Source organism: Streptomyces eurythermus, from assembly GCF_014649115.1.
GTDB lineage: Bacteria > Actinomycetota > Actinomycetes > Streptomycetales > Streptomycetaceae > Streptomyces > Streptomyces eurythermus.
In genome coordinates this window covers 604227-629120 of the sequence record NZ_BMSK01000001.1, presented here as the reverse complement: position 1 = coordinate 629120, position 24894 = coordinate 604227, and the positions used below count along the sequence as shown (strand labels likewise).

Annotated in this window: 24 protein-coding genes and 2 tRNA genes; 9 read left to right on the top strand and 17 right to left on the bottom strand. The window is 71.8% G+C overall.

Features of this window, described 5'->3' with window-relative positions; genetic code table 11:
- Nucleotides 1-405 (top strand): ribonucleotide-diphosphate reductase subunit beta (locus IE251_RS02845; RefSeq protein WP_189751275.1); only part of this gene is annotated, 405 nt, incomplete at its 5' end.
- Here the strand turns inward: IE251_RS02845 and IE251_RS02840 are convergent.
- On the bottom strand, nt 357-560 hold the full coding sequence (locus IE251_RS02840) for a hypothetical protein (RefSeq protein WP_189751274.1): 204 nt from the start codon (nt 558-560) through the stop codon (nt 357-359). The genes IE251_RS02845 and IE251_RS02840 overlap by 49 nt on opposite strands.
- A gap of 93 nt (nt 561-653) precedes the next feature.
- Between IE251_RS02840 and IE251_RS02835 the strand changes: the two genes are divergently transcribed.
- On the top strand, nt 654-1616 hold the full coding sequence (locus tag IE251_RS02835; protein WP_189751273.1) for a GlxA family transcriptional regulator: 963 nt from the start codon (nt 654-656) through the stop codon (nt 1614-1616).
- 21 nt (nt 1617-1637) lie between these two features.
- Here IE251_RS02835 and IE251_RS02830 read toward each other — a convergent pair whose 3' ends face one another.
- The 10 genes from IE251_RS02830 to IE251_RS02785 all read right to left on the bottom strand — a co-directional run bounded on the left by IE251_RS02830 (nt 1638) and on the right by IE251_RS02785 (nt 11588).
- Entirely contained in the window at nt 1638-3017 is a 1380-nt protein-coding gene (locus IE251_RS02830) for a bifunctional albaflavenone monooxygenase/terpene synthase (protein ID WP_189751272.1), read from the bottom strand.
- Nucleotides 3014-4099 carry an epi-isozizaene synthase gene (gene cyc1 / locus IE251_RS02825; RefSeq protein ID WP_189751271.1) on the bottom strand — a complete coding sequence of 362 codons (1086 nt, stop codon included), beginning with the start codon at nt 4097-4099 and terminating at the stop codon, nt 3014-3016. Before cyc1 ends, IE251_RS02830 begins: the two co-directional genes overlap by 4 nt.
- Before the next feature lie 232 nt (nt 4100-4331).
- Complete coding sequence (gene def, locus IE251_RS02820; RefSeq protein WP_189751270.1) at nt 4332-4982, bottom strand: peptide deformylase; 651 nt, start codon at nt 4980-4982, stop codon at nt 4332-4334.
- A 105-nt stretch (nt 4983-5087) separates the two neighbouring features.
- Complete coding sequence (locus IE251_RS02815; protein WP_030787759.1) at nt 5088-6068, bottom strand: hypothetical protein; 981 nt, start codon at nt 6066-6068, stop codon at nt 5088-5090.
- A gap of 100 nt (nt 6069-6168) precedes the next feature.
- Entirely contained in the window at nt 6169-7449 is a 1281-nt protein-coding gene (locus tag IE251_RS02810) for an HD-GYP domain-containing protein (RefSeq protein ID WP_189751269.1), read from the bottom strand.
- The gene (locus IE251_RS02805; protein WP_189751268.1) at nt 7446-8750 is read right to left on the bottom strand and encodes an HD-GYP domain-containing protein; all 1305 of its coding nucleotides are present in this window, start codon (nt 8748-8750) and stop codon (nt 7446-7448) included. Before IE251_RS02805 ends, IE251_RS02810 begins: the two co-directional genes overlap by 4 nt.
- A gap of 111 nt (nt 8751-8861) precedes the next feature.
- Nucleotides 8862-9173: a mycothiol system anti-sigma-R factor gene (gene rsrA, locus IE251_RS02800; protein ID WP_030609759.1), complete on the bottom strand. Its 312-nt coding sequence runs from the start codon at nt 9171-9173 to the stop codon at nt 8862-8864.
- Nucleotides 9170-9856, bottom strand: coding sequence for an RNA polymerase sigma factor SigR (sigR, locus tag IE251_RS02795; protein ID WP_189751267.1), 687 nt, complete (start codon nt 9854-9856; stop codon nt 9170-9172). Before sigR ends, rsrA begins: the two co-directional genes overlap by 4 nt.
- A gap of 258 nt (nt 9857-10114) precedes the next feature.
- Nucleotides 10115-10762, bottom strand: a complete 648-nt coding sequence (locus IE251_RS02790) for an alpha/beta hydrolase family protein (RefSeq protein WP_229896556.1) — start codon at nt 10760-10762, stop codon at nt 10115-10117.
- Nucleotides 10763-10772: 10 nt separating this feature from the next.
- A complete protein-coding gene (locus IE251_RS02785; protein WP_189751266.1) occupies nt 10773-11588 on the bottom strand; it encodes an SOS response-associated peptidase in 816 nt (271 codons plus the stop codon).
- A 50-nt stretch (nt 11589-11638) separates the two neighbouring features.
- Here IE251_RS02785 and IE251_RS02780 point away from each other — a divergent pair, with 50 nt between their 5' ends.
- From IE251_RS02780 to IE251_RS02765, 4 genes are all read left to right on the top strand, one after another.
- Nucleotides 11639-12361: a M50 family metallopeptidase gene (locus IE251_RS02780; RefSeq protein WP_189751265.1), complete on the top strand. Its 723-nt coding sequence runs from the start codon at nt 11639-11641 to the stop codon at nt 12359-12361.
- Nucleotides 12362-12389: 28 nt separating this feature from the next.
- Entirely contained in the window at nt 12390-13706 is a 1317-nt protein-coding gene (aroA, locus tag IE251_RS02775; protein WP_189751264.1) for a 3-phosphoshikimate 1-carboxyvinyltransferase, read from the top strand.
- Nucleotides 13707-13717: 11 nt separating this feature from the next.
- The gene (gene rsgA / locus IE251_RS02770; protein ID WP_189751263.1) at nt 13718-14728 is read left to right on the top strand and encodes a ribosome small subunit-dependent GTPase A; all 1011 of its coding nucleotides are present in this window, start codon (nt 13718-13720) and stop codon (nt 14726-14728) included.
- A gap of 85 nt (nt 14729-14813) precedes the next feature.
- A complete protein-coding gene (locus tag IE251_RS02765; RefSeq protein ID WP_014674883.1) occupies nt 14814-15137 on the top strand; it encodes a DMT family transporter in 324 nt (107 codons plus the stop codon).
- On the opposite strand, the gene IE251_RS02760 is transcribed toward IE251_RS02765, so the two are convergent.
- The gene (locus IE251_RS02760; RefSeq protein ID WP_189751262.1) at nt 15091-15747 is read right to left on the bottom strand and encodes a TetR/AcrR family transcriptional regulator; all 657 of its coding nucleotides are present in this window, start codon (nt 15745-15747) and stop codon (nt 15091-15093) included. The two genes, IE251_RS02765 and IE251_RS02760, sit on opposite strands and share 47 nt — an antisense overlap.
- Before the next feature lie 215 nt (nt 15748-15962).
- On the opposite strand from IE251_RS02760, the gene hisN reads away from it, so the two are divergent.
- Both hisN and IE251_RS02750 read left to right on the top strand, forming a co-directional pair.
- Nucleotides 15963-16763, top strand: a complete 801-nt coding sequence (gene hisN / locus IE251_RS02755; RefSeq protein ID WP_189751261.1) for a histidinol-phosphatase — start codon at nt 15963-15965, stop codon at nt 16761-16763.
- 143 nt (nt 16764-16906) lie between these two features.
- Nucleotides 16907-17302 (top strand): CBS domain-containing protein, encoded by a 396-nt coding sequence (locus IE251_RS02750; RefSeq protein ID WP_189751260.1) that lies wholly within the window; start codon nt 16907-16909, stop codon nt 17300-17302.
- Nucleotides 17303-17425: 123 nt separating this feature from the next.
- Here IE251_RS02750 and IE251_RS02745 read toward each other — a convergent pair whose 3' ends face one another.
- A complete protein-coding gene (locus IE251_RS02745; RefSeq protein ID WP_229896544.1) occupies nt 17426-18877 on the bottom strand; it encodes a catalase in 1452 nt (483 codons plus the stop codon).
- 145 nt (nt 18878-19022) lie between these two features.
- On the opposite strand from IE251_RS02745, the gene IE251_RS02740 reads away from it, so the two are divergent.
- A complete protein-coding gene (locus IE251_RS02740; protein ID WP_189751258.1) occupies nt 19023-19439 on the top strand; it encodes a Fur family transcriptional regulator in 417 nt (138 codons plus the stop codon).
- Between the two features lie 179 nt (nt 19440-19618).
- Here the strand turns inward: IE251_RS02740 and IE251_RS02735 are convergent.
- From IE251_RS02735 to IE251_RS02720, 4 genes are all read right to left on the bottom strand, one after another.
- A tRNA-Met gene (locus IE251_RS02735) sits at nt 19619-19692 on the bottom strand.
- Between the two features lie 68 nt (nt 19693-19760).
- Entirely contained in the window at nt 19761-21587 is a 1827-nt protein-coding gene (locus IE251_RS02730; RefSeq protein ID WP_189751257.1) for a tetratricopeptide repeat protein, read from the bottom strand.
- Between the two features lie 210 nt (nt 21588-21797).
- Nucleotides 21798-21871: transfer RNA gene (locus tag IE251_RS02725), tRNA-Met, on the bottom strand.
- Between the two features lie 42 nt (nt 21872-21913).
- Entirely contained in the window at nt 21914-24823 is a 2910-nt protein-coding gene (locus tag IE251_RS02720) for a UPF0182 family membrane protein (RefSeq protein WP_189751313.1), read from the bottom strand.
- Between the last annotated feature and the right edge of the window lie 71 nt (nt 24824-24894).

Genomic DNA, 24894 nt, shown 5'->3' with positions numbered 1-24894 from the left:
ACCGGCACCAACTGGGTCTTCCGCGACGAGACCATGCACATGAGCTTCGCCTTCGACGTCGTCGACACCGTCCGCAAGGAAGAACCCGACCTCTTCGACGACCAACTCCAGCAACAGGTCACCGACATGCTCAAGGAAGCCGTCGAAGCCGAGCTGCAATTCGCCCGCGACCTGTGCGGCGACGGCCTCCCGGGCATGAACACCGACTCCATGCGCCAATACCTCGAATGCGTCGCCGACCAGCGCCTCACCCGCCTCGGCTTCGCCCCGGTGTACGGCTCCGAAAACCCCTTCTCCTTCATGGAACTCCAGGGCGTTCAGGAACTGACGAACTTCTTCGAGCGCCGCCCCTCCGCCTACCAGGTCGCCGTCGAGGGCACGGTCGACCTGGACGAGGACTTCTGATCCCTCCTGCCGTCCCGGGCCTCCTGGGCCTCCCTGATCTGCCGGTCGATGCGCCTGTCGCGCAGGTGCCCGAGCATGGAGGGGAGGGCCAGGAGGACCAGGATCCCGAGGGTCAGTCCGATTCCGATGAGGCCTTCGATCTGGTTCTCGTTCATGGACACCACTGTCGCGCCGGACACTCCTGACCGGGAGGGGCAGGACTGCCGGGGACCCTCGAATTACTGCCACCGCCGAGGCACACTGGCAGCATGCTGAAGAACGTGGCGGCCGTGCTGCTGGATGGTGTGCATCCCTTCGAACTGGGCGTCGTCTGCGAGGTGTTCGGCATGGACCGCAGCGATGACGGGCTCCCGGTGTACGACTTCGCCGTGGTGTCGGCGGAGGGGCCCGGCCTGGCCACCCACTGCGGGTTCACGGTGTCCACGCCGCATGGCCTGGAGCGGCTCGAGGAGGCCGATCTGATCGCCGTGCCGGCGGGCGAGGCCTTCACCGTGCGCGAGTTCCCGCCGGAGCTGCTGGCGGCGCTGCGCCGGGCGGTCGACCGGGGTACCCGGGTGCTCAGCGTCTGCTCCGGGGTGTTCGTCCTGGCCGCGGCGGGGCTGCTGGACGGGCGGCGGTGCGCGGTGCACTGGCACCACGCCGAGCAGCTCGCCCGGCGCTACCCCCGGCTCCAGGTCGAGCCGGACGTGCTGTACGTGGACGAGGACCCGGTGATCACCTCCGCCGGCACCGCCGCCGGGATCGACGCCTGTCTGCACCTGGTGCGCAAGGAGCAGGGCCCGGAGGTGGCCAACAAGCTGGCCCGCCGCATGGTGGTGCCGCCGCACCGGGACGGCGGACAGGCGCAGTTCATCGAGCGGCCGCTGCCGAAGGCCCCGGCCGACACGGTCGGGGAGGTGCTGGCGTGGATGGAGACCCACCTCGACCAGGAGGTCACCGTCGAACAGCTCGCCGCCCGCGCCCATATGGCGCCGCGCACCTTCGCCCGGCGCTTCCGGCAGGAGACGGGGACCACGCCCTACCGCTGGCTTCTGCGGCAACGCGTGTTGCTGGCACAGGAGTTGCTGGAGGGCACGGACGAGACGATGGACGCGATCGCCTGGCGCACCGGGTTCGGTACGGCGGCCGCGCTGCGCCATCAGTTCCTGCGGGCGCTGGGTACCACTCCGAACGCCTACCGGCGCGCGTTCCGGGGCCCGCGGGCCGCCTGAGCGCGCGCCGGCAGCGGCGGCCTACCAGGGCCTCGCGCGCAGCAGCAGATTGTGCGGGCGGAGCGTGATGCCCACGCGGGTGCTGTCGTCCGAACCGTCGGCCGGTTCGAAGCGGTACTTCGCCGAGACCGCCGCGGTGATCAGGCTCAGCTGGGTCATGGAGAAGTGGTCGCTGGGGCACTTGCGGTTGCCCACGCTGAACGGGCTCATGGCGTACTTCGGCACGTCCTTGGCCCGCTCGGGCAGCCAGCGGTCGGGGTCGAAGTCGAGGTGGCGGTCGTAGGAGCGGTGGTCGCGCTGGATCGCGTACGGGCTGTAGACGATGTCCGCACCGGCCGGAAGGCGATAGCCGCCGAGTGCGGTGTCGGCCACCGCGCGCCGCGTCAGAATCCACACGGCCGGCCGGAGCCGCATGGCCTCGACGACGACATTGTTGGTGTGCGTCAGCGAGCGGACATGCTCGAATCCGACCGGTCGACCACCGGTCACGGATTCGACCTCGGTCCGTACCTTCTCCGCGTGTTCCGGGTGTTCGGCGAGGACCTGGAGCAACCACATGACGGTGGAGGCCACTGTTTCGCTGCCGGGCGTGAGTATCGCCACGACCTGGTCGTGGATCTCCTGTTCCCCGATGGGGTCGCCATTGTCGTCCTTCGCCTCCAGCAATGCCGTCAGCAAATCGTCCGGCCTTTGCCCGGATGCCCTGCGTTCGGCGACGATCTCGTCCACCAGCAGATGCAGATCGGCCAGGGCCCGGTTGAATTCGCGGTTGGCCGGGAACGGCAGCCGGTACAGCGGCCCGAGCGGGATCACCATCCGGCGGTACATGCCCCGGAAGACGGTGGCGAGATCGACGCTGAGCCGTTCCGCGCGCTCGTCCATGAAGTCGCCGCGCAGCAGGCAGCGGGCGGCGATGCGGACGGCGACCCGGAAGGACTCGGAGGTGCAGTCGATGGTCTCGCCGGGCCGCCAGCGCTCGGTCAGCGCGTGCGCCTCCTCCTCCATGACGGGACCGTAGCCCGGTAGCGCGTCGAGCCGGAACGCGGGCTGGATGGTGCGCCGCTGCCGGCGGTGCCGGGGCCCGTTCGCGGTGGCCACGCCCTCCTTGCCGAGCAGTCCCTCCAGGGACTCCCACAGCGGGCCGTCGATCGTGAAGTCCGGGTTGAGGGCCAGCGCGCCGGTCAGCTCCGGGGTGGTGACGGCGTACACCGTCTTGGGGCCGAGCCTCAGGCGTACGACGTCGCCGTGGTCGCGCAGCGCGGACATGAAGGCGAGCGGGTCGCGGACCAGTCTCAGGCCGTGCCCGAGGACCGGCAGGGCGCCCTGGGCCAGGGGCGGTTCGCGCAGTTCGGACGTCCCGGGGGTGGCGGGGCTCTGGGGCCGCACCGACTCTACGGTCATTTCTCACCTGCCGCTTCGTTCGTGACGTACGGGGGCGTGGCGCGGTCGTCCCAGCTGTCGACCATGTACCGGCCGGACTCGTGGTGGAACCAGTAGACGGAGCTGAACCAGTTGCGCATATTGCCGACGCAGGTACGGACCGCGGTGCTCAGTTCCCGGCCGCGTGCCGTTCCGTCGTCGATCTGCCGGGCCAGTGCGAGGGCGTTGCGCTCCGCCTCGGGAAATTCGCTGACGCATCCCTCGACCCGCCGTCTGATTTCCTCCACCGCTTCTTCGAGGGTGAGCCCGGCATGGGTGATGAGACTGATGCCGAGATTGTGCACCTCGTCGCCCGCGATTTCCTTGGGCAGCGAGCAGAGGTCGTTGTACCAGGCGGCGAATTCCTGGCTGAGCAGCGCCGCCCTGCGGTATGCGGGATTTCTCCTCACAGTGTCCGGGAGTTCACATCCGGCGCTGGGTTCCAGCAGATCCGTCCATATCCAGTGGGCGAAGGTGAGGCGGCGCAGGGCGAGGTATTCCCCGACGGCGGGGATACGGCCCTCGGCGCGGTTGTGGAACTCCCGGTCGTAGGCCTCGATCACGGCGTGGAAGTGCCGGGCGAACCGCTGGTTCCAGGTGTGCGGCAGAAAGCCGTACAGCCGCAGCACGCTCTCGGCGAAGCCCGCCACGAGGGGGTCGGGGTGGCGCAGATGGGAGCGGGGCGCGTCCAGGGCCGTGTGCAGCCGGTTCCGCAGCCGCTGCCAGTCGGCGGCCCGGCCGTGGACGATGTCGCGGTCGTGGCGGTCGTCCCAGACGAAGAACCAGGCGCTGTAGTCGGCTATGGCCTGGAGGACCTCGTCCGGGGCCCCCAGGTAGTAGCCCGCCATGAGATCGGTGTAGCACAGTCCATCGGCATATTCCGCGACCTTGTCCGCCGGCATCAGCCGCTTTTCCAGCAGCCACAGCCGCGTCTTCTCCTGGAGCTTTGGCCAATACGGGTGCAGTTGCCGTGGAAAGGAGGACTCGATCACCGGGAGTGCCAGTGACGGTGGGACTACGACCGCTGTCGCCGTCGCCGTGGTGCTGCGTGGGAAAGCTTGCACAGAACAAACCCCTCTCAGCCGCCAGGAGCGCACACCCTCCCCTCGTGCGGGCGTGCGCCGTTGTGTATCCCCGTACTTACATTCAGCACCACAAGTGACCGCCGTGGGAACGGATTTGCTCCACTCACTACCCCAAAGTGGCGTGACAGCCCCCTTGTCTGACTGAACAGTGACAACACGAAGGCGCCCGGCCGGGAGATTCCCGGCCGGGCGCCCCATCGGACCGTGCGGATCAGTCGTTGGCGACCACGGGGTAGCGCGGCTCGTTCTCGGCCATCTGCCGCAGCGCGTCCTTGCGGTCCCGCTTGGAGAGCCGGTCGATGTACAGGTAGCCGTAGAGGTGGTCGGTCTCGTGCTGGAGGCAGCGCGCGAAGTACCCGGTGCCCCGGACCTTGATCGGGTTGCCCCGCTCGTCCTGGCCGGTCACCTCGGCGTAGTCGGGGCGCGCGAGCGAGGCGTACGCCGTCGGAACGGACAGGCAGCCTTCGTTGCTGTCGTCGAGCCGGCGCCGCTCGGCGGGCAGGTCGACCAGCTTCGGGTTGCACACCACGCCGACGTGCCGGACGCCCTCGTCGTCCTGGCAGTCGTAGACGAAGACCTTCAGGTCGACACCGATCTGGTTGGCGGCCAGGCCCACGCCCTCGGCGGTGCGCTGGCTGGCGAACATGTCGGCGACCAGCTGCTGGAGCTCCTCGCCGAACTCGGTGACGTCCTGGCACTCCTTGTGCAGGACCGGGTTGCCGACGACCGTGATCGGCCGCGAGGTGCCGCGCTCACGCCAGGCATTCTCGCGCTCCTCGCAGTTCTCCGTGTCGACGACATAGCCCTCGTCGTCGACGGGGAGCACGCCCGCGTGCTGCTGATCGGTGTCCTGCTGCGCCATGACCGACGTACGCCTTCCTCAAAGAACAGGGGGAGATGTTGCTGGTACAGGTTACGTGCACGCTCCCCGGAGGGGCGCGGGGAACCGCAGGGCCGGGCGCGGTCCTCAGCACACCTCTTCGAGATCCCGCCAGTCACGCGAATCCGGGCTGTCGGCGACCCAGCCGTCGAGCAGCCCCCGGACCAGCGAGGCCGGCGCGGCCACCCCGCACTCCCGCTCGGGCACCCACAGCTGCCCGTCCGTCCGGTGCCCCAGCGGCCCGGGATGCCCCGGCTCGCTGTGGTCGTGCGGGTCGAGGTGCACCCCCTCCCCCTCGTCGGAGGGCATCCGGGACTCGCTGCACATCCGGCACAGCAGCCGCACCGAGGACGACCAGTCCTCCGCGGCGAACCCCGCGTCGGCGGCCAGCTGCTCCAGCGCGTCCCGGTCGGCCTCGGTGGCCGCCTCCAGCAGGACCACCCAGGTCGGCACGGGGGACGGCGCCCACAACTCGATCTCGTCGAACACCGGGTAGGAGTGCCCGGTGGAGGTGGTGCGCTCGCCGTGCGGGACGCCGTCGTGCAGCACGACCTCGCCCCAGCGTCGCCCGGACGAGGGAAGCGGGATGGACAGCACCTCCAGCCGGGCCGGGTCCAGCCGGCGGCCCCAGACCACCTCGGCCTCGCCCTCCGGGGAGAGCCGTACGGCCGCGCTGCCCAGCTCCATGCCGAGCGGCTCGGCGGTGGCCGCCGAGCCCCCGGGCACCTTCAGCCCGTACGCCTGCCAGGCGCGGCGGGCCAGCGGCCAGTCCTGCAGGGCGGTGGCGGCGATGCCGACGTTCCACCAGTCGGGCGCCCCGGTGTCCTTGTCGAGCAGGGCGACCGCGCGCAGTCCGGCCGCGCGGGCCTGCTCCCAGTCGTGCCGGAACTTGTGCAGCAGCGCGAGGTTGAACCAGGACTCCGACAGCCAGGGTTCGAGATCGGCGGCGCGTGTCAGCAGTTCGCCGGCGTCCTCGTACCGGCCGTCGCCGATGAGTGTGAACGCGCGGTCGGTGGCCTGCCGCCAGGAGGCGGAGGGCCGGTGCCGTCCCTTGCCGAAGATCCTCACGATTCCCGCCTGCCAGTTCCAGTTCCGCACAGTGGGCTGGCTTGTGCCCCCGGACACCCTCTCCCTCGCATCCAACCACGTACGGCGGGAAAGGCGCTCATTACCCATGGGTTACCCAGCCCGGCGCGGGATCAGACCATCCCGGCCGCCTCACCGGCACGCGTTCGCGCGCCGTCTGGGGCTGGGCCAGCACCCGGGCGAGCGACTCCACCACCTCGGGGGCGTAGTCCCCCGCGGTGCCGAGCCGCAGTTCCTCCAGCGCGCGCCGGGCGCCCCGGGGGCCGGCGTCCCGGCTCTTCTCCTCGTAGGCGTTGACGGCCCGGACGATACGGGCGGCGAGCGGCTGCTCGGGGTAGGGGTCGGCCTGCCGCTCGACGACGACGGCGACGGCCGGGTCGACCCCGGTCTGCCGGACGACGGCCCCGCCTAGCAGGGCGATGCGCCGCTGCTCCGCCACGGGCAGGGCGGCGGTGGCGCCGGCCGGGACCGGGTCGACCAGGCTGAGCTGTCCGATGTCGTGCATCAGGGCCGCGTACTCCAGCACGGTCAGTTCCGGGCCGGTCAGCCTGAGGTCCCGGCCGACGGCGACGCTGAGCGCGGCCACCCGGCGGGCGTGTCCGGCGGGGGTGCACCCGGCGATCTCGGTGGCGCGGGCCAGGGAGGCGATGGTCTGCCGGTAGGTGGCGCGGACCGCCGCGTACCGGCGCACGGACAGCTGGACGAGCAGCAGGGGCAGGCAGAACACGGGCAGCGCCCACAGCCCGGCGACGGCGACCGCGAGCGCCATCACCGCGCCGGTCGCGACGACGGCGGAGCCGATGCCGAGCAGCCCGCGCACCTCCTCGCGCAGCAGCGGGCCGAACGGCCGGCCGGTGCGGCAGTGGGCCAGCGCGGCGACCAGGGCCGTGCCGCACAGGGAGGTCAGGGCGAGCAGGGTGAGCAGCAGCAGGGCGTAGGCGGAGCCGTCCAAGGCGGTGAAGACGCCCTTGTTGTACAGGGGTTGGAAGCACAGGGCGGCGAAGCCGACAGTAAGGACGCGGCGGGCCAGGTGGTCGGTGGTGGGGGCGCGGCCGGACCAGATGTGCGGGACGGCACCGAGCAGCGCGGCGACGAGCACGACGGTGACGACCTGGGCGGCGTCGTGCTGGCTGGGCCGGCCGGCGACGGCGCCCAGCAGGGCGTACGACAGCGAGCCGGCGGCGCCGAGCGGCGCGGCCTGACGGGCCCGGTCGTCGCTCCACCGGGTCAGCTCGCCGACGGTGATGAGCAGGCCGAAGGCGAGCGCGTCGCCCCGGTCGGCCAGGCCGGTCCACAGGGTCTCGGCGACGGAGCCGGCCGCGACGAGGGCGGCGGCGGTGTGGATGAGCCGCAGCACGGTCATCGGTGGGCCCCGGTGCGCGGGGCCCGCTCGGCGGGCGCGGTGCCGTACGCCGGTTCGTCGGCGGTGACCGCCGGGCGCCAGCCCTCGCGGCGCAGGGCGCGGACCAGCGCGCGGACCATGCGGGGGTCGAAGTGCGCCCCGGCGCAGCGCTCCAGCTCGGCGACGGCGGCCTCGACGGGGCGGGCCCGGCTGTAGCAGCGGGTGGAGGTCATGGCGTCGAAGGCGTCCGCGACGGCGACGATCCGGGCGCACTCGGGGATCCGGTCGCCGGCCAGGCCGTAGGGGTAGCCGGTGCCGTCGAGCCGTTCGTGGTGGTGCAGGATGGCGGCGCGGGCCTCGCCGAGGAAGGAGATCCCGCGGACCATCTCGTGGCCGTACTCGGGATGCAGTTCGATGATCCGCCGTTCCTCGGGGGTGAGCGGCCCGTCCTTGCGCAGCAGCCGGGTGGGCACGCCCAGCTTGCCGACGTCGTGCAGGATGCCCGCGAAGCGCAGCACCTCCACCCGGTCGTCGTCCAGGCCCAGTTCGCGGGCGATCAGCACCGAGGCCTGGCCGACGCGTTCGCTGTGGCCGCGGGTGTAGCCGTCCTTGATGTCGACGGCCTGGACGAGGGCGCGGATGGTGGCCTGGTGGGCGGCGCGCTCGCGGTGGTACTGGGCGAACACCCACCAGGAGACGCACATGGGCAGCAGCACGAGCAGGGCGGACACCGGCCCGTAGGGGCTGCGCCACAGCACGGCCATCATCAGGCCGGCGAGTCCGTGCACCGCGACGGGGGCGAGCGAGCGGGCCAGCAGGCCGCGCCAGGTCCGGCACGGCGGCACCAGTCCGGCCGCCGCGCGCAGGCCGCCGTCGAGCGCGGTGAGCACCAGGCAGAAGGCGAGCACGGCCGCGCCGGCGGGCAGCAGGGCGTACGGGAAGTCGGCGTCGGCGACGGCGTCCCGTCCGCCGAGCGCCTCGTGCACCCGGGCGGCGGCCCATACGGCGAGCGCGGGCCGCGCGGCCCGCCAGACCCGGCGGGGCAGGGCGGGCCGGTGGCCGACCGGGCCGAGCAGGGCGGCCGGGACCGGCACGAGCGCGGCGGCCGACGGCGGGAGCAGGAACGCCCCGGCGAGCAGCACCGGGTAGAAGGTGCCGCCGAAGCGCCGGTGCACGGCGTGCTCACAGGCCGCGTAGAGTGCGGCGAGCAGGGTCGGTGCCAGCCAGGAGCCGGGGGTGTCCGGCGGCCGGGACAGGCAGGGGACGGCCAGCAGGGCGACGGCGGTCACATAGCCGCGTGCCCTCGCCGGTACCGCGTCCATCACGCCCTCCCCGACCGTGTCCGTCCAGGGCTCGGAGCCTAGGGCGGCAATCGGGGGATGTGGGGCTTATGACCTGAGGATTAGCACGTACGGGTGATTTGGCCCGGCGTGTCAGGTCTCCTGGGGCGCGGTCGGCGCCCGGGTCACGTCGTGCTCCGGCACGGTCTGCCCGGAGCGGATCAGCTCGATCCGCCCCATGACCTTGGCCCGCAGGTCGGCCGGCACGTCGTCATGCCCGCAGCAGCGCTTGACCAGCTTCTTCACTGCCTGCTCCAGCCCGTACTTCTCCAGGCACGGGGAGCATTCCTCGAAGTGGTGCTGGAACTTGTCGCGATCGATGTCCGGCATCTCGCTGTCGAGGAACTCGTACAGGTGGTCGAGGACCTCACTGCAGTCCGTCTCGTGCGGCTCTCCGCAGCTCATGAGCCCGAGCCTTTCGCTTCGTTCGACTCTCCGGCGCCCGCCGGGACCAGCCCGCGCTCACGGGCGTAGTCCTCCAGCATGCCGCGCAGCTGACGGCGGCCCCGGTGCAGCCGGGACATCACCGTACCGATGGGTGTCCCCATGATGTCGGCGATCTCCTTGTAGGCAAAGCCCTCCACATCCGCCAGATAGACGGCGATGCGGAACTCCTCGGGGATCGCCTGCAGGGCTTCCTTCACGTCCGAGTCGGGCAGGTGGTCGAGCGCCTGCGACTCGGCGGAGCGCAGCCCCGTCGACATGTGCGACTCGGCGCGCGCGAGCTGCCAGTCCTCGATCTCCTCGGCCGCGCTGCGCTGGGGTTCGCGCTGCTTCTTGCGGTACGAGTTGATGAAGGTGTTGGTGAGAATCCGGTACAGCCACGCCTTGAGGTTGGTTCCCTCACGGAACTGGTGGAACGACGCGTACGCCTTGGCGTAGGTCTCCTGCACCAGATCCTCGGCGTCGGCCGGGTTGCGCGTCATGCGCAGCGCGGCCGAGTACATCTGGTCGAGGAACTCGAGCGCGTCCCGCTCGAAGCGCGCGCTGCGCTCCGCGCTCGTCTCGGACGCGCCGTTGCCCTGGCCCTCGGGCAGCTCCGCCTGGCCGTTGTCGGTCCCTGCGTCGGTCCCAGTGACCGGACCCACCTCCTCAAGATCCCGGGCGGGACCGAAGCCGATCCCACTCGTTTCGGAGGATAGAACACGACCGGTACCCGCCGCCGCTCGAATAGGGGCCGTCTTGGCCGCGTGCAGCACGGACCAGTCCAGGTCAGCGGCGCTGCGGCGGCTCGGGCAGATGGTCGAACCCATGCGGCGGACTTCCTCTCGTGCTACGACGTCGGTGCCGGGACTTCGGCACTTCTGACGCTCTCAACAGCGGGCCGCCGCCCGGCATTCCCGGGGTCACCCGAGTGACGCGACCCACTGCCGGACCGCTTCGGTGACGATCTCCAGCGCCCTCTCCCCGGTGATCTCCGCGCGCTTGGGCACGGCGAGGCCGTGATCGGCCCAGGGCACCTCGACCAGGCCGTGATCGCCCGGGGGGAACTCGGCCGGCTTCCCGAAGGGGTCGTTGCCGCCCTGCACCACCAGCGTGGGCACACCGGCGCCCAGCAGTTCCTCGGCGCGGGACTTCTCCGGCTTGCCCGGCGGGTGCAGCGGGAAGCTCAGGGCGAGCACGGCGTGCGCGCCCAGTCCGGCCGCCGTGCGGCAGGCGACCCGGGCGCCCGCGCTGCGGCCGCCGGAGATCACCGGCAGGCCGGGCCGGGTGAGCGCGGGCCACACGCCGCGCCATCCGGTGTCCAGGGTCTTCGGCGCGGGCGCGACCTTCTTGCCGGCCACCCGCCAGGGCTGCTCGACGAGGGCGACGGTCACGCCGTGGGCGGGCAGCGCGCCGGCGAGCGCCTGGAGGTCGCGGGCCTCGATGCCGCCGCCCGCGCCATGGCTCACGGCCAGCACCAGCCGCGCCTTGCTCGCCGGGTGCCAGGTGATCCGGGCGTCCCCGGCCTCCGTGGCGACCGTCTCGGTGGTCACGTCGGTCACGTGTGTCACATCCGTCACGTCAGAAGAGTGTGCCCTCTTCCGGTGCCTCCAGCTCCTTCAGCAGCTCCGGGCCGTTGTTGCGGACGTTGCTGACGGCCGTGGAGACCGGGTAGGCGCGCATCAGGCCGGGCGGGGGCGGGGCGAGCAGGTCGCGCAGGGCGTCGGGGTCGGTGCGGGCGGGGTCGAGCCAGGCGTCCCAGCGGTCGGGGGTGAGCATCAGCGGCATCCGGGGGTGGATGTCGGCGAGGGAGCGGGGGCCCTCGGCGGGGGCGACGGCGAGCGGGGTCCGCTCGGCCTCGGTGGTGATCACCGAGCAGGTGACCCACCAGGCGCGGGGGTGGTCGTCGGGCAGGGTCCGGTCGCGCCAGAACTCGTACAGTCCGGCCATCGCGAACACCGAGCCGTCGGCGGGCAGCACGAAGTACGGCTGCTTGCGGGGCCGCTTCTTCTTCCCCTCGACCTCCAGCTCGCGCTCCTGCTCGCCGGTGACCCACTCGTAGTAGCCGTCGGCGGGCAGGATGCAGCGGCGGGCGGCGAAGGCGCGGCGGTAGGCGGGCTTCTCGTGCACGGTCTCCGCGCGGGCGTTGATCATCCGGGCGCCGCCCTCGGGGCTCTTGGCCCAGGACGGGACCAGTCCCCACGTGAGCTTGCGCAGCTGGCGAACCGGACGCGGCGATTCCGCGTCTTTCAAGGGGCGGTCCAGGACGGCGTAGACCTCCTTGGTCGGCGCCACGTTGTAGTCCGGCTCCAGGGTCTCCTCGGGCTCCCATTTCTCGACCTCGAAGACGCCTGCGAGATCCTCGGGCCCACGACTCGATGCATACCGTCCGCACATAAGTGCCACACTGCCAGACCCGACACGACAACAGGGAGCCGTCACCGGACATGGACAGCCTCGCCGCCACCGCGCTGCCCGACCTCTGGGACCGGCTCACCGGCACCCAGACCGCCCCGGCCCTGTGGGTCGTGCTGGCCACGTGCGCCGCCGCGCTGGCCGTCGTGGTCCCGCACCCGGTGTGGCGGATATCCCGCAACGCGATCACCATCGCGCACGAGGGCGGCCACGGACTGCTCGCCCTGCTCACCGGCCGGCAGCTCACCGGCATCCGGCTGCACTCCGACACCAGCGGCCTCACCGTGAGCCGGGGCAAGCCGTACGGGGCCGGCATGATCCTGACCGCCGCCGCCGGCTATCCGGCCCCCTCCCTGCTGGGCCTCGGCGGGGCCGCGCTGCTCGCGGCCGACCGGATCACCCTGCTGCTGTGGGCGGCGACCGCGCTGCTGCTGGCGATGCTGGTGATGATCCGCAACGCCTACGGCGTGCTGACCGTGGTCCTGGCCGGCGGCACGTTCCTGCTGGTGTCCTGGCTGGCGCCGCCGCAGGTGCAGGCGGCGTTCGGGTACGCGGTGGTGTGGTTCCTGCTGCTCGGCGGGGTCCGGCCGGCGTTCGAACTCCAGGCCAGGCGGTCCCGGGGCGGCGCGGGCGACTCGGACGCCGACCAGCTGTCCCGGCTGACGCACGTACCGGCGGGCCTGTGGCTGCTGCTGTTCCACGCGGTGTCGCTGTGCTCGCTCATCGGCGGCGGCCGCTGGCTGCTGGAAGGTTGACCCCGGGCCCTCCTTATAAAGTGGCCCCATGGCCCCGAACAGCTCCTCCACCGCCCTCTGGCCCGCCCCGCACGCGAGCGGAGCCGTCGACGCGACGGTCCACGTGCCGGGGTCCAAGTCGGTCACCAACCGCGCCCTGGTCCTCGCCGCCCTGGCCTCCGAGCCGGGCTGGCTGCGCCGCCCGCTGCGGTCCCGCGACACCCTGCTGATGGCCGGTGCGCTGCGGGCCATGGGCGTGGAGATCGAGGAGGGGGTCGGTCCGGACGGCACCGGCGAGGCCTGGCGGGTGCTGCCCACGGGGCTGCGCGGCCCCGCCACGGTGGACGTCGGCAACGCGGGCACGGTGATGCGGTTCCTGCCGCCGGTGGCCGCGCTGGCCGACGGCCCGATCCGGTTCGACGGGGACCCCCGGTCGTACGAGCGCCCCCTGAACGGTGTGATCGACGCGCTGCGGCAGCTGGGCGCCCGGATCGACGACGACGGCCGGGGCGCGCTGCCGCTGACCGTGCACGGCGGCGGGGCCCTGGACGGCGGCCCGGTGTCGGTCGACGCCTCCTCGTCCTCCCAGTTCGTCTCGGCTCTGCTGCTGTCCGGCCCGCGCTTCAACCAGGGCGTGGAGGTCCGCCACACCGGCGCGACCCTGCCCTCGATGCCGCACATCCGGATGACGGTGGACATGCTGCGCGCGGTCGGGGCCCAGGTGGACACCCCGGAGTCGGGCGGCGAGCCCAACGTGTGGCGGGTGACGCCGGGCGCGCTGCTCGGCCGGGACCTGACCATCGAGCCGGACCTGTCCAACGCGCAGCCGTTCCTGGCGGCGGCCCTGGTGACCGGCGGCAAGGTGCTGATCCCGGACTGGCCGGCCCGCACCACCCAGCCGGGTGACCGGCTGCGGGAGATCTTCACCGAGATGGGCGGTTCCTGCGAACTCACCGAGTTCGGGCTGGTGTTCACCGGCTCGGGGGCGATCCACGGCATCGACGTGGACCTGGGTGACGTGGGCGAGCTGACCCCGGGCATCGCGGCGGTGGCCGCGCTCGCCGACTCGCCGTCCACCCTGCGGGGCGTGGCCCATCTGCGGCTGCACGAGACGGACCGGCTGGCCGCGCTCACCAAGGAGATCAACGAGCTGGGCGGCGATGTCACGGAGACCGCCGACGGCCTGCACATCCGCCCGCGCCCGCTGCACGGCGGGACCTTCCACACCTACGAGGACCACCGCATGGCCACCGCCGGTGCGATCATCGGCCTGGCGGTGCCGGGCGTGCGGATCGAGAACGTGGCGACGACCGCGAAGACCCTCCCGGACTTCCCCGAGCTGTGGACCGGGATGCTCGGGCAGTAGGGACGTACGCCATGCGCCGCTACGGCAAGCACACCGACGAGGACGACATCCGCAGCCGCCCCAACCGCAAGGGCAACCGGCCGCGCACCAACATCCGGCCCAAGCACGAGGACGCCGCCGAGGGCATGGTCCTCACCGTCGACCGGGGCCGCCTGACCTGCCTGGTGGACGACCGGCCCGTGCTGGCGATGAAGGCCCGCGAGCTGGGCCGCAAGGCGGCCGTCGTGGGCGACCGGGTGGCCCTGGTCGGGGACCTGTCCGGCAAGAAGGACACCCTCGCCCGGATCGTCCGCATCGAGGAGCGCTCGTCGGTGCTGCGGCGCACGGCCGACGACGACGACCCCTACGAGCGCGTGGTCGTCGCCAACGCCGACCAGCTGGCCATCGTCACCGCCCTGGCCGACCCCGAGCCCCGGCCCCGCCTCGTCGACCGCTGTCTGGTCGCGGCCTACGACGGCGGCCTGGAGCCGCTGCTGGTGCTGACCAAGTCGGACCTGGCCCCGCCGGACAAGCTGCTGGAGCTGTACGGCGACCTGGACATCCCCTACGTCGTCACCAGCCGGGAGGAGCTGGAGAACGGCGACGCGGCGGACCGGGTGCGCACCCACCTGAACGGCAAGATCACGGCGTTCGTGGGGCACTCCGGCGTCGGCAAGACGACCCTGGTCAACGCGCTGGTGCCGGAGGAGCGCCGGCGGACGACGGGACTGGTCAACGCGGTGACGGGCCGGGGCCGGCACACCACCACCTCCGCGCTCGCGCTGCCGCTGGCCGGTGCGGACGGCTGGGTGATCGACACCCCGGGCGTGCGGTCCTTCGGGCTCGCCCACATCGATCCCTCCCGGGTGATCCACGCCTTCCCGGACCTCGAACCGGGCACCGCGGGCTGCCCGCGCGCGTGCAGCCACGACGAGCCGGACTGCGCGCTGGACGCGTGGGTGGCGGACGGGCACGCCGACCCGGCTCGGCTGTACTCCCTGCGCCGGCTGCTGGCCACGCGGGAGCGGCGGGAAGGCGACTGAGTCCCGCGTTGTTTGCCCGAGCATCAATGCGGTGAGTGCATAATCACACCGAGCCGGAGATCCGGATCCAACGGGAGGACAGCACATGGCGTGGCTGCTGGTCATAGTGGCCGGGATATTGGAGACCGGTTTCGCCGTGTGCCTGAAACTCTCACACGGGTTCACCCGCCTGTGGCCGACGATCGCGTTCGCGTCGTTCGCACTGGGCAGCTTCGGTCTGCTGACGCTGTCCCTGAGGAAGCTGGACGTCGGCCCGGCGTACGCCGTGTGGACCGGGATCGGCGCGGCCGGCACCGCGATCTACGGCATGGTCTTCCTCGGCGATCTGGTGTCCACCTTGAAGATCGTCTCCATCAGCCTGGTCATCGTCGGGGTGATCGGGCTCCAGCTGTCGGGGTCGGCGCACTAGAGGGCCGCGCCGGTCCGGTCAGGTGGCGCGGGAGCACGGCCCGCACCAGCTCCGCGATGCCGCCCTCCCCGGGCGGGACCGCCACACAGGACAGGGCGAGGCGGACGACCAGTTCGCACGGGAGCAGCAGTTCGGCCGGGGCGGTGCCGGGAGCGGCCAGCGCGGTCGCCGCGCGGTCCCGGACGATCCGTACGAAGTCGCGGGGCGCCGGCAGCGGCCCGTCCGCCCGGCGCTGCGCCGGGACCGTGGCGGTGGAGTGCGCGGCGGTGAGCGGCGGGCTCGGCAGCCGCTCGGTCCAGCAGCCGGTGAGCAGGGCCCGCACCAGCACGTTGTCCCGGGCCGCGGCGGCCGTCCACTCGGCGGCCGCGGTGAGCCGGTCGCAGGCCTCGGCGGGCCCGGCGAGGGCCCGCTCGACCCCGGCGAGGTAGCCGTCGGCCTCCCGCCGCACCAGCGCCCGCGCCAGGCCGTCCTTGCTGCCGAACTCGTTGTACAGGGTCTGCCGGGACACCCCGGCCCGCGCGGCCACGTCGACCATCCGCACCGCGGGCCACGGCCGGCGCGCGAGCGCCGCGTAGGCGGCGTCCAACAACGATTCCCGGGCAGCAGGCATCCGCGCCTCCCTGGGCCACAGTGACTTAGCGCCCAGATTTGACGGGCTTGTATGCACTGTCAAGGGTTCGCGGGGGGTGTGGGGGGCGTGCGGTGAAGTACGGGGGTGGTGACCGCCGGTCCACGGGCCGGGGGCGGCCGCACCGCCCCGACCGCGCCCCGCCGCCCGCCGCCCCCTGTGGCCCCGCGCCGAGCCCGGCGGATACCGTTCGTCACATGCCCGACTACCTCGACGACCTGCGCCTCGCCCACGCCCTCGCGGACGCGGCCGACGCCGCCACCACGGCCCGCTTCCAGGCCCTCGACCTGAAGGTGGAGACCAAGCCGGACATGACGCCGGTGAGCGAAGCGGACAAGGCGGCGGAAGAACTGATCCGCGGCCATCTCCAGCGCGCCCGCCCCCGGGACGCCGTCCTCGGCGAGGAGTACGGCGTCGAGGGCACCGGACCGCGCCGCTGGGTGGTCGACCCGATCGACGGCACCAAGAACTACGTCCGCGGCGTCCCGGTGTGGGCCACCCTCATCGCGCTGATGGAGGAGGCGGAGGACGGCTACCAGCCGGTCGTCGGCGTCGTCTCCGCCCCCGCCCTCGGCCGCCGCTGGTGGGCGGCGAAGGGCCACGGCGCCTTCAGCGGGCGCGACCTGGCCGCCGGCACCCCGATCCATGTCTCCCGCGTCGGCGGGCTCGCGGACGCCTCCTTCGCGTACTCCTCGCTCTCCGGCTGGGAGGAGCGGGGCCGCCTGGACGGCTTCCTGGACCTCACCCGTCAGGTGTGGCGCACGCGCGCGTACGGCGACTTCTGGCCGTACATGATGGTCGCGGAGGGTGCCGTGGACATCTGCGCCGAACCGGAGCTGTCCCTGTGGGACATGGCCGCCAACGCGATCATCGTGACCGAGGCGGGCGGCACCTTCACCGGCCTCGACGGCCGTCCGGGCCCGCACAGCGGCGACGCGGCGGCGTCCAACGGCCTGCTGCACGACGAGCTGCTGGGGTATCTCGGCCCGCGCCGCTGAGCGCCGGTCTGCCCCGCGCGCGCCGTCGACAAGCGGCGCGCGCCCTCTTGTTGACCCTTCCTTTGCCTGTCACCCTGGGCCCACCCCACTTGTGAACAAGTGAATCCCGGGCTTTCGCGGGATTCCCAGGAGGTGGCCCCTTCATGCTCGTCCGTGACGCCATGAGCACGGTGATCCTCACCCTCGGCCCCGCCCACACCCTCCGCCAGGCAGCCACCCTGATGTCGTCCCGCCGTGTCGGCGCCGCCGTGGTCCTCGATCCGGACGCCGGCGGCATCGGCATCCTCACCGAACGCGACATCCTCGAATCCGTCGGACTCGGCCAGAACCCGGACGCCGAGCCCCTGCACGCCCACACCACCACCGACATCGTCTTCGCCGCCCCGACCTGGACGCTGGAGGAGGCGGCCCGCGCCATGGCGCACGGCGGCTTCCGGCACCTGGTCGTGCTCGACCACGGCGAGGTGGCCGGGATCGTCTCGGTCCGCGACATCGTCCGCCGCTGGATCCCGGCCCAGCGGCCCGCCCCCGTCTCCTGAGCGCGCGAACGGGCGGCCCGCCGGGTTCCGGCCCCGGCGGCCCGCCCACGTGTCCCGAACGCGCGAACGGGCCGGACCCAGAGCACCGTGGGTCCGGCCCGCCCAGCCGCGGGAGCGGCCGGCTCAGCCGCGCAGCTCCTGCACCGCGGCCTCCAGCCGCTTGCCGAAGTCGGCGTCGGCGTTGCGGAAGTTGCCGATCGCGCGCTCGACGATGTCCTGGCGCGTGACCTTGGCGATGAAGCCGGCCAGGTTGGCGACCAGCCGCTCCTTCTCCGCCTCGGTCATCAGCCGGTAGAGGTTGCCCGCCTGGACGAAGTCGTTGTCCTCGGCGTGGACCGGCGTCGGGTGGTTGCCGGTGCCGCCGCTGACGTCGAACGGCTGCCACAGCGCGCGGCCGGTCTGCTGCGGGCCGCCGAAGCTGTTCGGCTCGTAGTTCTTCTCCCCGCCGTGCCGGCCGTCGTAGAGGTAGCCGTCACGGGAGTTGGTGCGCGCCTCGGTGGCGTGCGGGCGGTTGACCGGCAGGTGGTCGGCGTTGATCCCGACGCGGTAGCGGTGCGCGTCGCCGTAGGCGAACAGCCGGCCCTGGAGCATCTTGTCGGGCGAGGGGCCGATGCCGGGCACGAAGTGCGCCGGGGAGAAGATCGACTGCTCGACCTCGGCGAAGATGTTGCGCGGGTTGCGGTTCAGCTCCAGCTTGCCGATCTCGATGACCGGGTAGTCCGCGTGCGGCCACACCTTGGTCAGGTCGAACGGGTTGAAGCGGTAGGTGGCCGCGTCGGCCGCCGGCATGATCTGCACGCCCACGGTCCAGCTCGGGAACTGACCGCGCTCGATCGCCTCGCGCAGGTCGCGCTGGTGGGAGTCGGGGTCCTTGCCCGCGAGGATCTCCGCCTCCTCGGCGGTGAGGTTCTTGATCCCCTGGTCGGTCTTGAAGTGGTACTTGACCCAGAAGACCTCGCCGGCCTCGTTGTTCCACTGGAAGGTGTGCGAGCCGAAGCCGTCCATGTGCCGGTACGACGCCGGGATGCCGCGGTCGCCGAACAGCCAGGTCACCTGGTGCGTGGACTCCGGCGACAGCGACCAGAAGTCCCACACGTTGTCGGCTTCCTGGCTGCCGGTGTACGGGTCGCGCTTCTGGGTGTGGATGAAGTCCGGGAACTTGATCGCGTCCCGGATGAAGAAGACCGGGGTGTTGTTGCCGACGAGGTCGTAGTTGCCCTCCTCGGTGTAGAACTTCACCGCGAAGCCCCGCGGGTCACGCACGGCGTCCGCCGCGCCGAGGTTGCCGGCCACGGTCGAGAACCGCAGGAAGACCTCGGTCTGCTTGCCGACCTCGGAGAGGAAGGCGGCACGCGTGTACGGGGTGACGTCCGCGGTCACCGTGAAGGTGCCGTAGGCGCCGGCGCCGCGGGCGTGCACGACCCGCTCCGGGATCCGCTCCCGGTTGAAGTGGGCCAGCTTCTCCAGGAGCAGCTGGTCCTGGACGAGGACCGGCCCGCCGACGCCCGCCGTCTCGCTGTTCTGGTTGTCGGCGACCGGAGCCCCGGCCTCCGTGGTGAGCGGTCCCTGCGTCACGTGCGCCTCCTGCGTCATCACTGACTTGTCCTGTCCTGTGGCCAAAGCCGTTCCCGATCCTACAATGGACTTTGTCTAAGTCAAGTGATGATCCAAAGTCACACCTATTCCCGATCTGGGGATCCTTCCTGTTAGGCTGGTGGTCATGAGCGACCTTCTGGAACGGCTGCGTGGACGCGGATGGCGGATGACCGCGCAGCGGCGCGTGGTGGCCGAGGTCCTGAACGGCGAGCACGTCCATCTGACCGCCGACGAGGTCCACGCGCGCGCCGTCGCGAAGCTGCCCGAGATCTCCCGGGCGACCGTCTACAACACCCTGGGCGAGCTGGTCTCGCTCGGCGAGGTGCTGGAAGTCACGACGGACAAGCGCGCCAAGCGGTACGACCCGAACGCGCACCGGCCGCACCACCACCTGGTGTGCGCCCGCTGCGGCGCGATCCGCGACGTCCACCCCACCGGCAACCCGCTCGCCGACCTCCCCGACGCCGAGCGCTTCGGCTTCACGGTGTCGGATGTCGAGGTGACCTACCGGGGGCTGTGCCCGGACTGCGCCGACGCGTGACCCGAGCGGCACACCGATCGCGTGACACGCGGCACAAGGGGGCGAGAGCCCCCTTTTTTTGCTGCCCGTTTTCGTTGTCCGGACCTTTTCGCCACCGGATCTTCGCCGCCCGGGCCGAGCGGACGCCGCAACGACCGAGGGCCGGAACCCATTCCTGGATTCCGGCCCTCGGCCTTCAGTAGCGGGGACAGGATTTGAACCTGCGACCTCTGGGTTATGAGCCCAGCGAGCTACCGAGCTGCTCCACCCCGCGTCGATGAACAAGACACTACGTGACTGTTGAGCCGGGATGCAAATCCCTTGGCGGGCAAGTGGCCGGGGTCACGCCGACAGCTCCTCGCGCAGCGCGTCCCGCAGCCGGCCCGCCCGCTCCGCCACTTCCGCCGGACCCAGCTCCACCGCGCGGTCGGCCCAGCGCTGCCCCTCCGCCAGCTCGCCGCGACGCGCGTAGACCAGGGCCAGCCGCAGGGCTGCCCGCCCGTGGCCGGCGTCGGCGGCCCGGGCCCACCACACCGCGGCCTCCGGCTCGCTGCCCTCCCGGGCGAGCAGCAGCCCGAGGTTGAAGGCGCCGTTGCGGGAGCCGGCCTCGGCCGCCGTCCGGTACCACCGCGCCGCCTCGACCACGTCCCCCCGGGCGGCGGCCAGCATCCCGACGCGGACCTGCGCCCGCCGGTGCCCCTGGGTGGCGGCCCGCTCGTACCACTCCTCGCACTCGGTCTTCTCGTGCACGATCTCGCCCAGCTCGTGCGCGGGCTCGGGGGGACGGCGCGCGTCGAGCAGGGTGGCCAGCCGGTATGCGCCCTCCGCGCTGCCGCCCCCCGCGGCGCAGCGCAGATGGCGTTCGGCCTCCCGCTCGTCGCCCTCGCGCAGCCGGGCGATCCCCACCTGGAGGGCGGCCTCGGCGTGTCCGGCGGCGGCGGCCCGCTCGTACCAGCGCAGCGCCATCCGCTCCTCGCCGCGTCCGGCGTAGAGGATGCCGAGGTTGAACGCGGCGTCCACGCTTCCGGCCTCGGCGGCCTTGGAGAACCACGGCTCGGCCCCGGTGGTGTCGCCGCCCTGGAGCAGCAGGATGGCCAGCGCGTTGGCGGCCTCCCGGTGCCCGGCGTAGGCGGCCCGCCGGTACCACTGTTCGGCCTGCGCGGTGCGGCCCTGCTCGGCGCAGAGCAGCCCGAGGTTGTAGGCGCCGTTGTCGTCACCGGCGTCCAGCGCGGCCCGGTACCAGCGCTCGGCGGTCTGGGTCTCCCCCCGCTCGGCGTGCAGCGCGCCCAGCGCGTTGGCCGCGTTGCCGTCGCCCTCCTGGGCGGCGCGCAGCCACCACACGGCGGCGCTCTCGGTGTCGCCGGCGTCGCGCAGCAGAAAGCCGAGGGCGCAGGCGGCCCTCGGCTCGCCGTCCTTGGCGGAGGTCAGGTACCAGCGCCCGGCCTCCTTCAGCTCGCCGCGCCGCTCCAGGATCGCCCCGAGCTGGAGCGCGGCCTTCCGGTGCCCGCGCGCGGCGGCCTGCCGGTACCACTGCTCGGCCTCCGCGACACCGTTGTCCGGGCCGTTCCCCTCCCCGGGCCACTCCTCCCCGTGCCCGGCGGCACGGTCGAGCGCCCGGGCCAGCCGGTAGGCGGCCTCCCGGTGCCCGCGCTCGGCGGCGGAGCGCATCCAGTGCTCGGCCCCGACGTCACCGCGGTGCTCCAGCAGGTCGGCGAGGGCGTAGGCGCCGAGGACATGGCCCTGCTCGGCGGACTGGCGCAGCCAGTACTCGGCGGCCGGCTCGTCCCCGCGCTCGCGGTGGTAGCGGCCGAGGGCGTGCGCCGCGGCGGCGGAGCCGGCCACGGCGGCGATCCGCCACCAGCCGGCCGCCTCCTCGGGATAACCGCGCTGGTGCAGCAGGACGCCCAGGTTGTTGGCGGCGGCCCGGTCACCGGCCGCGGTGGCGGCGCGCAGATGGGGTTCGGCCGCGTCCAGCTCGCCGCGGCGCAGCAGCATCGCCCCGAGGACACTGGCCGCCTCGGCGTCCCCGCTCTGCGCGGCGAGCGCGAGACGCGTCTCCTCGGCGGCCTCCCCCATGTCCACCAACTCGTCGCGGGCCGACTCCGTACCGGAAGACTGCGCAAATCGCCCTGACTCGAACAGAGTTGCCTTCTCCCCCATAACGTCCATCGTCGCACCACCTGCAACCTGGGTACACCCGGTATACCGCAGCAGCCCGTGAGGTCACTTCGGCGTTTTGTCGACATGCCCACAGAGTGACAAGTCAAACACACACCCCCCAACTCCCCACGGCGGCGCGGCCGTCCCTCCCCTCGGCACATGAGTTCGCACACCACGAAGGCCCGGATCCCTTTTCCCGGATCCGGGCCTTCGATGCAGTAGCGGGGACAGGATTTGAACCTGCGACCTCTGGGTTATGAGCCCAGCGAGCTACCGAGCTGCTCCACCCCGCGCCGTTGCGTGTCAACCGTACCACGGCGCGGGGGGCATCCTGATCAGCTCTTCTTTTTCTCGCCGGCCTTCTCGCCGGCCTTCTCGCCTGCCTTGTCGCCGGCCTTGGACTGGGCCTCCTCGGCCTGCTTCAGCGCCTCCTGGAGTTCCTTCTGCGCCTTGGCGTACGCGGCCCAGTCCGGCCCGTCCTTCAGCGCCCGCTGCCCGGCGTCGAAGGCCTTCTGGGCGTCCTGGAGCGCCTGCCGGACCGTCGGGTCGCTGGTGCCGGGCGGGGTGCCGGTGCCGGTCCCCGGCGGCTTGGTGGCCGGACTCCTGGCGCCGAAGATCTTGTCGAGCGCCTCGTCGAGGGTGTTCTCGAACGCGGTATCGCTCCCGTAGGTGACGAGAACCTTGCGCAGCAGCGGGAGCTTGAGTCCGCCGCCGCGGACGTAGACGGGCTCGACATAGAGCAGTCCGCCGTCCAGCGGCACGGTCAGCAGGTTGCCGTACTCGATGTCGGAGTCGTCGCCCCTCAGGAGCTTGATCGTGGAGGCGATCCTCTCGTTCGAGTTGAACTTGCTCTGCACCTGTTTGGGGCCGTCGACCGTCGTCCTGGTCGGCAGTTTCAGAATCCTGATCTTGCCGTAGTCCTTGCTGCCGGCCTCCGCGTCCACGGTCATGAACGCGGCCAGGTTGTCCCGCCCGGTGGGCGTGAACGTCGTCGACAGGGAGAACGCCTGCTGCTTCTGGCCCGGCATCTTCATGCTCAGGTAGTACGGCGGCACCGCGTTGCCCGACTTGTTGGTCGGGTCGTTGGGCACCTGCCACACCTCGCTGGCGGTCAGGTAGGTCTCGGCGTCCGTCACGTGGTAGCGGGTGAGCAGTTCGCGCTGCACCTTGAACAGGTCCTGCGGATACCGCAGATGGTCCATCAGGTCGTCGGAGATCGCGCTCCTCGGCTGCACCGTGTCCGGGAACGCCTTCATCCAGGTCTTCAGCACCGGGTCCTGGGTGTCCCACTGGTACAGCTTGACCTCGCCGGTGTAGGCGTCGACCGTCGCCTTCACCGAGTTGCGGATGTAGTTGACCTGGTTCTGCTGGGCCACCACCGCGCGGGAGTTGTTCGTCGCGGTCAGCGAGTCGGCCGTCGTATCGCCCAGGGTCGTACGGGAGGCGTACGGGTAGCCGTTGGTGGTCGTGTAGGCGTCGACGATCCACTGGATGCGGCCGCCGACGACCGCCGGGTACGCGTCGCCGTCGATGGTCAGCCAGGGGGCGACCGCCTCCACGCGCTCCTTGGGGGTGCGGTTGTACAGGATCCGCGAACCCTTGCCGATCGCGCCCGAGTACAGGATCTGCGGCTCGTTGAAGGTCAGCGCGTACGCGGCCCGGTTGACCGGGTTGTCGAGGTTGACGCCGCTGCCGCCCCGGTACCTGGTCGGCTTCTCACCGTCGTTGTCGGAGTAGTCGATCTCCTCCTGGGGACCGCCGACGATCGAGTAGGTGGTGGTCTTCTCACCGTAGTAGATCCGCTGCTCGTAGTCGCCGATGTCGCCCTTGGACGGCAGGTCGTACTCGGTGAACACCGGCTCGCCGCCCTTGGCCTCGGTGCCCTTGGCGGCGACCACGCCGAAACCGTGCGTGTAGCGGAAGTGGTCGTTGATCCAGTTGTGCTTCGGGACGCCGGCCAGGTCCAGCTCGCGCAGCCCGATGACCGTGTCCTGTTCCTTGCCGTCCTTGCCCGGGTACCGGTCGACGTCCAGGTTGTCCGGGAAGCCGTAGTAGTCCTTCATCTCCTGCCGCTGCTGGAACGTCGGGGAGACGATGTTCGGGTCGATCACCCGGAAGCTCGCCGCGTCGTCGACGGCACCGCGCAGCGTGCTCTTGTCCTTGGTCTTGGACTCGCCCTCGTACCCGGTGACCTCGGTGTCGTCGATGCCGTACGCCTCGCGGGTGGCCTTCAGGTTCTTCTGGACGTACGGCGCCTCCTTGGCCTGCTCGTTCGGCTGCACCTGGAACTTCTGCACGATGGCCGGGTACAGGCCGCCGATCAGGATCGCCGAGAGCACCATCAGGCCGAAGCCGATGACGGGCAGCTGCCAGGTGCGCCGCCACAGCGTGGCGAAGAACAGCAGCGCGCAGATGACGGCGATGCAGAACAGGATGGTTTTGGCCGGCAGATAGGCGTTGGCGTCGACATAGCGCAGGCCGGTCCAGTTGTCGGTGGCCTTGAAGTCGCTGGACTTGACCGCGAGGCCGTACCGGTCGAGCCAGTAGGCGACCGCCTTCAGGGCGACGAAGATGCCGAGCAGCACCGACAGGTGGCCGGTCGCGGCGGCGGTGGCCCGGGCGCCCGGGCTGGTGACGCGCAGCCCGCCGTACAGGTAGTGGGTGAGCGCGGCGGCGATCAGGCACAGGATGGTGGCGGCGAAGCCGAAGCCCAGCAGGAACCGGTACCAGGGCAGGTCGAAGGCGTAGAAGGCGATGTCGAGGTGGAACTGCGGGTCCTTCTGGTGGAAGGGCACGCCGTTCACCCACATCAGCCAGGTCCGCCACTGGCCCGCCGCCGAGGCGCCCGCGATCAGCCCGACCAGGCAGGTGACGACGAGCAGCAGCCACTTCTTGTACGGCGCGATGCCCATGCGGTAGCGGTCCAGGCTCTGCTGCTCCATGGACATGGCGCTGAGCGGGGGCCGCAGCCGGTGCGCGAGCCAGATGTTGAGGCCGACCGCGGCCGCCATCAGCAGACCGAAGACGAAGAACAGCCCGATCTTCGTGGACAGCGTGGTGGTGAACACGGACGAGTAGTGCACCGACCGGTACCAGAGCCAGTCCGTCCAGAAGCCCGCGAACATGGTGAACACCATGCCCAGGGCGGCGAGGACCCCCAGGGTCACGAGCAGGGCCCGCACCTTCCGGGAGGGGCGGCCCGCCCTGATCCGTGGCCCCGTCGGGCCTCCGCCGCGGTCCGGCATCTGGAAAGCCAAGGTGCGCCCCTCGAAGTTCGCTGTCGTTCCGTCAGGCCCTCGGGTTCGCGGGCCCACCG

What these genes read in the sequence shown, in the direction of transcription:
- IE251_RS02840 (WP_189751274.1), bottom strand. Translation starts at nt 560, where the DNA reads ATGAACGAGAACCAGATCGAAGGCCTCATCGGAATCGGACTGACCCTC.
- IE251_RS02835 (WP_189751273.1), top strand. Translation starts at nt 654, where the DNA reads ATGCTGAAGAACGTGGCGGCCGTGCTGCTGGATGGTGTGCATCCCTTC.
- IE251_RS02830 (WP_189751272.1), bottom strand. Translation starts at nt 3,017, where the DNA reads ATGACCGTAGAGTCGGTGCGGCCCCAGAGCCCCGCCACCCCCGGGACG.
- def (WP_189751270.1), bottom strand. Translation starts at nt 4,982, where the DNA reads ATGGCGCAGCAGGACACCGATCAGCAGCACGCGGGCGTGCTCCCCGTC.
- IE251_RS02810 (WP_189751269.1), bottom strand. Translation starts at nt 7,449, where the DNA reads ATGACCGTGCTGCGGCTCATCCACACCGCCGCCGCCCTCGTCGCGGCC.
- IE251_RS02805 (WP_189751268.1), bottom strand. Translation starts at nt 8,750, where the DNA reads ATGGACGCGGTACCGGCGAGGGCACGCGGCTATGTGACCGCCGTCGCC.
- rsrA (WP_030609759.1), bottom strand. Translation starts at nt 9,173, where the DNA reads ATGAGCTGCGGAGAGCCGCACGAGACGGACTGCAGTGAGGTCCTCGAC.
- IE251_RS02785 (WP_189751266.1), bottom strand. Translation starts at nt 11,588, where the DNA reads ATGTGCGGACGGTATGCATCGAGTCGTGGGCCCGAGGATCTCGCAGGC.
- IE251_RS02780 (WP_189751265.1), top strand. Translation starts at nt 11,639, where the DNA reads ATGGACAGCCTCGCCGCCACCGCGCTGCCCGACCTCTGGGACCGGCTC.
- aroA (WP_189751264.1), top strand. Translation starts at nt 12,390, where the DNA reads ATGGCCCCGAACAGCTCCTCCACCGCCCTCTGGCCCGCCCCGCACGCG.
- rsgA (WP_189751263.1), top strand. Translation starts at nt 13,718, where the DNA reads ATGCGCCGCTACGGCAAGCACACCGACGAGGACGACATCCGCAGCCGC.
- IE251_RS02765 (WP_014674883.1), top strand. Translation starts at nt 14,814, where the DNA reads ATGGCGTGGCTGCTGGTCATAGTGGCCGGGATATTGGAGACCGGTTTC.
- IE251_RS02760 (WP_189751262.1), bottom strand. Translation starts at nt 15,747, where the DNA reads ATGCCTGCTGCCCGGGAATCGTTGTTGGACGCCGCCTACGCGGCGCTC.
- hisN (WP_189751261.1), top strand. Translation starts at nt 15,963, where the DNA reads ATGCCCGACTACCTCGACGACCTGCGCCTCGCCCACGCCCTCGCGGAC.
- IE251_RS02750 (WP_189751260.1), top strand. Translation starts at nt 16,907, where the DNA reads ATGCTCGTCCGTGACGCCATGAGCACGGTGATCCTCACCCTCGGCCCC.
- IE251_RS02740 (WP_189751258.1), top strand. Translation starts at nt 19,023, where the DNA reads ATGAGCGACCTTCTGGAACGGCTGCGTGGACGCGGATGGCGGATGACC.
- IE251_RS02730 (WP_189751257.1), bottom strand. Translation starts at nt 21,587, where the DNA reads ATGGACGTTATGGGGGAGAAGGCAACTCTGTTCGAGTCAGGGCGATTT.
- IE251_RS02720 (WP_189751313.1), bottom strand. Translation starts at nt 24,823, where the DNA reads ATGCCGGACCGCGGCGGAGGCCCGACGGGGCCACGGATCAGGGCGGGC.